We start from the raw sequence: 6,341 nt of genomic DNA, 5'->3' as shown, positions 1-6,341 counted from the left end.
GCCCGGTCCGCCCGGCTGACCCCGCTCCTGCGGGGCGGGGGCCAGCAGCGGGGTCTGCGTGCGGGCACGCAGGACGTGCCGGGAGCGGCGGCGCTGGCGACGGCGCTCGAACTCGCCGAACGGGAGCGGGCCGCCGAGAGCGTCCGGGTGGGCGGTCTGCGCGACCGCCTGGTCGAGGGCATCCGTGCGCGGGTGCCGGCGGCCGAGCTCCTGGGCGATCCCGATCACCGTCTTCCGGGTACCGCCCATCTGCTCTTCCCCGGTGCGGTGGGAGAGAGCCTGCTGTTCCTGCTGGACGTGGCCGGCGTCTCGGCCTCCACGGGCTCCGCGTGTCAGGCGGGGGTCGCCGAGCCTTCGCACGTCGTGATGGCGATGGGGCGCAGTGAGGCGGACGCCCGGAGCGTGCTGCGATTCTCCCTCGGGCGCACGTCCACCGACGCCGATGTGGATGCGGTGCTGGCGGTGATCGGAGAAGCCTACGCACGGGCATCCGGGGCCCGTGCAGCCGAGCGCTCGTAGACTGGACCCATGCGAATCCTTGCGGCCATGAGCGGTGGTGTGGACTCCGCCGTCGCGGCCGCCCGGGCCGTCGAGGCGGGGCACGATGTGGTCGGCGTGCACCTCGCGCTCTCCCGCGCCGGCGGGACCCTGCGCACCGGCAGCCGCGGCTGCTGCACGATCGAGGACGCCCTCGACGCGCGTCGCGCCGCCGACCTCCTCGGCATCCCCTTCTATGTGTGGGACTTCTCGGAGCGGTTCCGCGACGACGTGATCGACGACTTCGTCGCCGAGTACCGTGCGGGTCGGACGCCGAACCCGTGCATGCGGTGCAACGAGAAGATCAAGTTCGCTGCCCTGCTGGAGCGCGCCCTGGAGCTCGGTTTCGACGCCGTGTGCACCGGGCACTACGCGACCCTCGTCGACGGCCCGGCGGGACTCGAGCTGCACCGCGCCTCGGACAACGCGAAGGACCAGTCCTACGTGCTCGGCGTCCTCACGGCCGACCAGCTCGCCCACACCTATTTCCCCCTGGGCACCACGCCGTCGAAGGCGCTCGTGCGGGCGGAGGCGGAACAGCGCGGTCTCAGCGTCGCCCAGAAGCCGGACAGCCACGACATCTGCTTCATCCCGGATGGGGACACCCGGGGCTGGCTGGCCGAGAAGGTCGGCACGGCCACCGGTGAGATCGTCGACCGCACCGGTGCCGTCGTCGGCGCGCACGAGGGCGCCCACGCCTTCACGGTCGGCCAGCGGCGCGGACTCAAGCTCGGCGTCCCGGCGGCGGACGGCAAGCCGCGCTTCGTGCTCGAGGTGCGCCCCGTATCGAATACGGTGGTCGTCGGCCCGAAGGAGGCGCTGGCGATCGCCGAGATCGCGGGGGAGCGGTTCAGCTGGGCCGGCGCCGCGCCGACCTCGTCGTCGTTCGCGTGCGATGTCCAGATCCGCGCGCATGCCGAGCCGGTGCCCGCCACGGCCACGGTGACGGCCGAGGGCGTCCGCGTCGTCCCGGACACGCCCCTGGACGGCGTCGCCCCGGGGCAGACCGCCGTGCTCTACATCGGCACGCGCGTGCTCGGGCAGTTCACGATCGATGCGACCGTCTCCGCGGTCCCCGTCGGCGTCTGATCCGGGCGGATGTCGGTCGCCGCTCCTAGACTGACGGAGTGCCGGAGAACATCTCACTGGAAGACGCCCGCCGCGAGGCGGAGGAGCTGACGACCCGCATCCTCGAGGCGAAGGACGCGTACTACGGGCGTGACACGTCGCTCGTCGACGATGCCACGTACGACGGCTGGATGCGGCGCCTGGAAGAGCTCGAGCGCCTGCACCCCGAGCTGCAGGGACAGGACTCGCCCACGCAGATGGTCGGCGCGGCCGAGGCGACGGGGCTCGCGACCATCGAGCACGCCGAGCGCATGCTCAGCCTCGACAACGTCTTCTCGATCGACGAGCTGCGCGAGTGGGCGCAGAAGACACGAGCGGCCGCCGGGCGCGACGTCGACTGGCTGACCGAGCTCAAGATCGACGGCCTCGCGATCAACCTGCGGTACGAGGACGGCGTGCTGACGTCGGCCGCGACCCGTGGCGACGGGCGGGTCGGCGAGATCGTCACCGAGAACGCGCTCCGACTCCCCGAGATCCCGGAACGGCTCGCCGGGGAGGGGCACCCGCCCATCGTCGAGGTGCGCGGAGAGGTCTTCATCCCCGTCGCCGCGTTCGAGCGGCTGAACGCGGCGCAGGCGGCGTTCCGGGACCGCGCGTACACGGACGCCCTCGCGCGCTGGGAGGCCAGGGGCGGCGCGAAGAAGCCGTTCGACGAGGAGAAGGCGCGCACCGCGGCGGCACGGCGCTTCCCGGCCTTCGCGAATCCCCGCAACGCGGCCAGCGGCGGCCTGCGTCAGCAGATCGACAAGAAGGACGGCCTGGAGTTGGAAGCGGGTCTGCTGCGCATCGAGTCGCTCGCGCTGTACGTGCACGGCATCGGTGCCTGGACGAACCCGCCGGTCGCGGCCCAGAGCCAGGTCTACGAGCTGCTGGCCGCCTGGGGGCTGCCGACGAGTCCGCACACGAAGGTGTGCCGCAGCATCGACGACGTCGTCGCCTTCGTCGAGCACTACGGCGAGCATCGGCACGACATCGAGCACGAGCTCGACGGCATCGTGGTCAAGGTCGACGAGCTCGACCTGCATGACGAGCTGGGAGCGACGAGCCGGGCGCCCCGCTGGGCGATCGCCTACAAGTACCCGCCGGAGGAGGTGCAGACGAAGCTGCTCGACATCGTCGTCTCCGTCGGTCGCACCGGTCGCGCGACGCCCTTCGCGGTGATGGCGCCGGCTCACGTCGCCGGATCCGTGGTCCGTCAGGCCACGCTCCACAACAAGGACGTGGTGAAGGCCAAGGGCGTTCTCATCGGCGACACCGTGGTGCTGCGCAAGGCGGGCGACGTGATCCCCGAGGTGCTCGGCCCGGTGGTCGAGAAGCGGGACGGGACCGAGCGGGAGTTCGTCATGCCCGCCGACTGCCCCGAGTGCGGCACGCCGCTGCGCGCCATGAAGGAGGGGGACATCGACCTCCGGTGCCCGAACGCCCGGTCGTGCCCCGCCCAGGTGCGCGGACGCGTCGAGCACATCGGCTCGCGGGGAGCCCTCGATGTCGAGGCCCTGGGCGAGGTGACGGCGGCGGCGCTGACCCAGCCCACGAGTCCGGCGGAGCCTCCCCTGGTGACGGAGGCGGGCCTGTTCGCCCTGACCCTGGAGCAGCTCGTGCCGATCGAGGTCGTCGTGCGCGATGCGGAGACGGGTCTGCCGCGCGAGGACGAGGACGGCCTCGTGAAGACCCGCGCGCCGTTCCGACGCAACCCGACCGCGGCCGAGAAGAAGTCGGGTCTGGAGGGTCCGCAGCCGTCTTCCCAGGCGCTGACCCTGCTCGCGGAGCTGGAGAAGGCGAAGACGAAAGACCTCTGGCGGCTTCTCGTCGCGCTCAACATCCGTCACGTCGGACCGGTCGCGGCGCGGGCGCTCGCGCAGTGGTTCGGGTCGCTCGACGCGATCCGGGAGGCATCGCGGGAAGAGCTCGCCGCGGTCGAGGGCGTGGGCGGCATCATCGCGGACTCCTTGCTCGCGTGGTTCGACGTCGACTGGCACCAGGAGATCGTCCGCCAGTGGACTGATGCGGGCGTGCAGTGGGCGACGCCGGGTCACCCCGGCCCGGGAGCGGCGGTCGCGGCCGGGGGAGTGCTGGAGGGACTCACCGTGGTGGCGACGGGATCCCTCGACGGGTACACCCGCGAGGGGGCGCAGGAGGCGATCATCAAGGCCGGCGGAAAGGCGGCCTCGAGCGTGTCCAAGAAGACGGACTTCGTGGCCGCGGGGCCGGGAGCCGGCTCCAAGCTCGCGAAGGCGGAGGAGCTCGGCGTCCGCATCCTCGACGCCGCGCAGTTCCACGTCCTGGTCAACGAGGGGCCCGCGGCGCTGGACTGAGGATCAGGCGTTCTCCGGCGCCGCCGTGGTGGGAGCGAGGAACTGCCGCAGCCGTGGGGAGTCCGCGAACCCCAGCTCCTGATAGAGCCCGACGGCTGCCTCGCTCGAATGCACGGTGATCCGTTCGGCGCCGACGGAGACGGCGTGGGCGCAAGCCGCGGCCACGAGACCGCGGCCCGCTCCTCGTCCGCGATGTTCGGGAAGGACGAAGACGCTCTGGATGTCCGCGGAGAGGCGGTGCGGAGCGCCCGGCCGCGGCACGCGGGGCACGAGGGCGACCCACGCTGCGCCGACGATGCGGTCGTCGTCATCGCGCCGCGCGACGAAGGCCACGTGGGTGCGGTCGTGGGCCCGCCACCAGTCGCCCAGCTCGGCGGTGAAGGCGTCGAGCGATCGACCGGCCGTCAGGTCCGCGGGCACGTCCTCCCACTTGAGCTGGGCGAGCGCGGCGAGATCCTCCCTGCCGGCGCGGTCGATGCGCATCGTCGGTCCGCTCAGGCCTTGTGGCGGGGCTTCCGGAAGGGCTTCTCCTCGCGGTCGCGGTGCGGCGGGCGCTCGTCACGGTCGCGGCGGTCGTTCCGGTCGTAGCGGGCCGGCCGGCCGCGGCCGTCGCCGTCGCGCGAGGACGAGCCCCGCCGTGCGCCGGGACCGCGGTCAGGAGCGATCTCGATCAGCCGTCCGGAGATGCGCGTATCGCGGAGCTTGTCGAGGACGGCGGGGTCGAGGTTCGCCGGGAGCTCGACGATCGAGAAGTCGGGACGGATGTTGATCGCGCCGAAGTCGTCGCGGCCCAGACCGCCCTCGTTCGCGAGCGCGCCCACGATCTGCCGCGGCTCGACGCGGTGCCGCCGACCCACCTCGATGCGGTACGGGGTGTAGTCGCCCCGGCTGCGACGCTCCCGGGGTTCCCGGGGCTCCCGCGTCTGCCGCTCGCGCTGCGGGCGGTTGTCGGCGGCGACCGCCTGCGACAGGGCGTCGTCTGCGGGGTCGAGGAGCAGCGGCGTGGAGCCCTGGGCGACCACGGCGAGAGCGGCCGCGACGTCGCCCTCCGGCACGTCATGATGCCGGACGTAGTGGGCGATGATGTCGCGGAACGCGGCGATGCGCGACGTCTCCGACAGTGCGGTCGTGATGGCGTCGTCGAAGCGGGCGAGCCGCGTCGTGTTCACGTCCTCGGTGCTCGGCAGCTGCATCTGCGTAGGCTGCTGCCGCGTCGCCTTCTCGATGTGCTTGAGCAGGTAGCGCTCGCGCGGGGTGATGAAGCTGATCGCGTCGCCCGTCCGCCCGGCCCGCCCGGTCCGTCCGATGCGGTGCACGTACGACTCGGTGTCGGTGGGGATGTCGAAGTTGACGACGTGACTGATGCGCTCGACGTCGAGTCCGCGGGCGGCGACGTCCGTCGCGACGAGGATGTCGAGCTTCCCGTCCTTGAGCTGATTGACGCTGCGCTCGCGCTGCACCTGCGGCACGTCACCGTTGATCGCGGCGGCGGAGTACCCGCGGGCGCGGAGCTTCTCGGCCAGGGTCTCGGTCTCGTTCTTCGTGCGGACGAAGACGATCATCCCGTCGAAGTTCTCCACCTCGAGGATGCGGGTCAGCGCGTCCACCTTCTGCGCATACGAGACGACGAGGTAGCGCTGGGTGATGTTCGTGTTGGTCGCGGTCTTGGACTTGACCGTGATCTCCTCCGGGTCGCGGAGGTACTGCTGCGCGAGGCGGCGGATCTGCGCGGGCATCGTGGCGGAGAACAGGGCGACCTGCTTCTCCTCGGGGGTCTGAGCGAGGATCTGCTCGACGTCCTCCGCGAAGCCCATCTTCAGCATCTCGTCCGCCTCGTCCAGCACGAGGTACTGGAGCTCGGAGAGGTCGAGGGTGCCCTTGGCCAGGTGGTCCATGATGCGGCCGGGGGTGCCCACCACGACGTGCACGCCGCGGCGGAGGGCGGACAGCTGCACACCGTATCCCTGACCGCCGTAGACGGGCAGCACGTGCACGCCCTTCATGCGGGAGGCGTAGGACTCGAACGCCTCGCAGACCTGCAGCGCGAGCTCACGGGTCGGGGCGAGGACGAGGGCCTGCGGCGTCTTCTGCGCGACGTCGAGCCGCTCCAGCACGGGCAGGGCGAAGGCGGCGGTCTTGCCGGTTCCGGTCTGCGCCATGCCGACGACATCGCGGCCGGCGAGGAGGGTGGGAATGGTCGCGGCCTGGATGGGCGACGGGGTCTCGTAGCCGAGATCCTTGATGGCCTTGAGGACCGGCCCGGTGATGCCGAGGTCCTCGAATCCGGGGGTGGCAGGGGACTCGTCGGGGGCGTCGGCGGGGGTCACTTCTTCAGGGGTCACTTCCCAAGGGTAGCGCGCC

The 6,341-nt window shown here is 71.8% G+C and carries 5 protein-coding genes; 3 read left to right on the top strand and 2 right to left on the bottom strand.

Going from position 1 to position 6,341, the window contains the following annotated elements; genetic code table 11:
* The 3 genes from D8M34_RS04280 to ligA all read left to right on the top strand — a co-directional run.
* The coding region (locus tag D8M34_RS04280) for an aminotransferase class V-fold PLP-dependent enzyme (RefSeq protein ID WP_126893254.1) at positions 1 to 519 on the top strand (519 nt) is incomplete at its 5' end.
* Positions 520 to 528: 9 nt separating this feature from the next.
* Positions 529 to 1,626: a tRNA 2-thiouridine(34) synthase MnmA gene (gene mnmA, locus D8M34_RS04275; RefSeq protein ID WP_081811554.1), complete on the top strand. Its 1,098-nt coding sequence runs from the start codon at positions 529 to 531 to the stop codon at positions 1,624 to 1,626.
* A gap of 38 nt (positions 1,627 to 1,664) precedes the next feature.
* Positions 1,665 to 3,980 carry an NAD-dependent DNA ligase LigA gene (ligA, locus tag D8M34_RS04270; protein ID WP_126893253.1) on the top strand — a complete coding sequence of 772 codons (2,316 nt, stop codon included), beginning with the start codon at positions 1,665 to 1,667 and terminating at the stop codon, positions 3,978 to 3,980.
* A 3-nt stretch (positions 3,981 to 3,983) separates the two neighbouring features.
* Here the strand turns inward: ligA and D8M34_RS04265 are convergent, their stop codons facing one another.
* Both D8M34_RS04265 and D8M34_RS04260 read right to left on the bottom strand, forming a co-directional pair.
* Positions 3,984 to 4,463, bottom strand: coding sequence for a GNAT family N-acetyltransferase (locus D8M34_RS04265; protein ID WP_126893252.1), 480 nt, complete (start codon positions 4,461 to 4,463; stop codon positions 3,984 to 3,986).
* 11 nt (positions 4,464 to 4,474) lie between these two features.
* Positions 4,475 to 6,322: a DEAD/DEAH box helicase gene (locus D8M34_RS04260; RefSeq protein ID WP_374459837.1), complete on the bottom strand. Its 1,848-nt coding sequence runs from the start codon at positions 6,320 to 6,322 to the stop codon at positions 4,475 to 4,477.
* Positions 6,323 to 6,341 lie beyond the last annotated feature (19 nt).

Origin of the sequence: Microbacterium sp. HSID17254 (genome assembly GCF_003989315.1) — a bacterium.
Taxonomy (GTDB): domain Bacteria; phylum Actinomycetota; class Actinomycetes; order Actinomycetales; family Microbacteriaceae; genus Microbacterium.
Note: the sequence above shows the minus strand (reverse complement) of the source record. Positions and strands in the feature narration are given on the sequence as shown.

Excerpts from the sequence above, each read along its gene's own strand:
- D8M34_RS04265 (WP_126893252.1), bottom strand. The coding sequence starts at position 4,463 with ATGCGCATCGACCGCGCCGGCAGGGAGGATCTCGCCGCGCTCGCCCAG.
- mnmA (WP_081811554.1), top strand. The coding sequence starts at position 529 with ATGCGAATCCTTGCGGCCATGAGCGGTGGTGTGGACTCCGCCGTCGCG.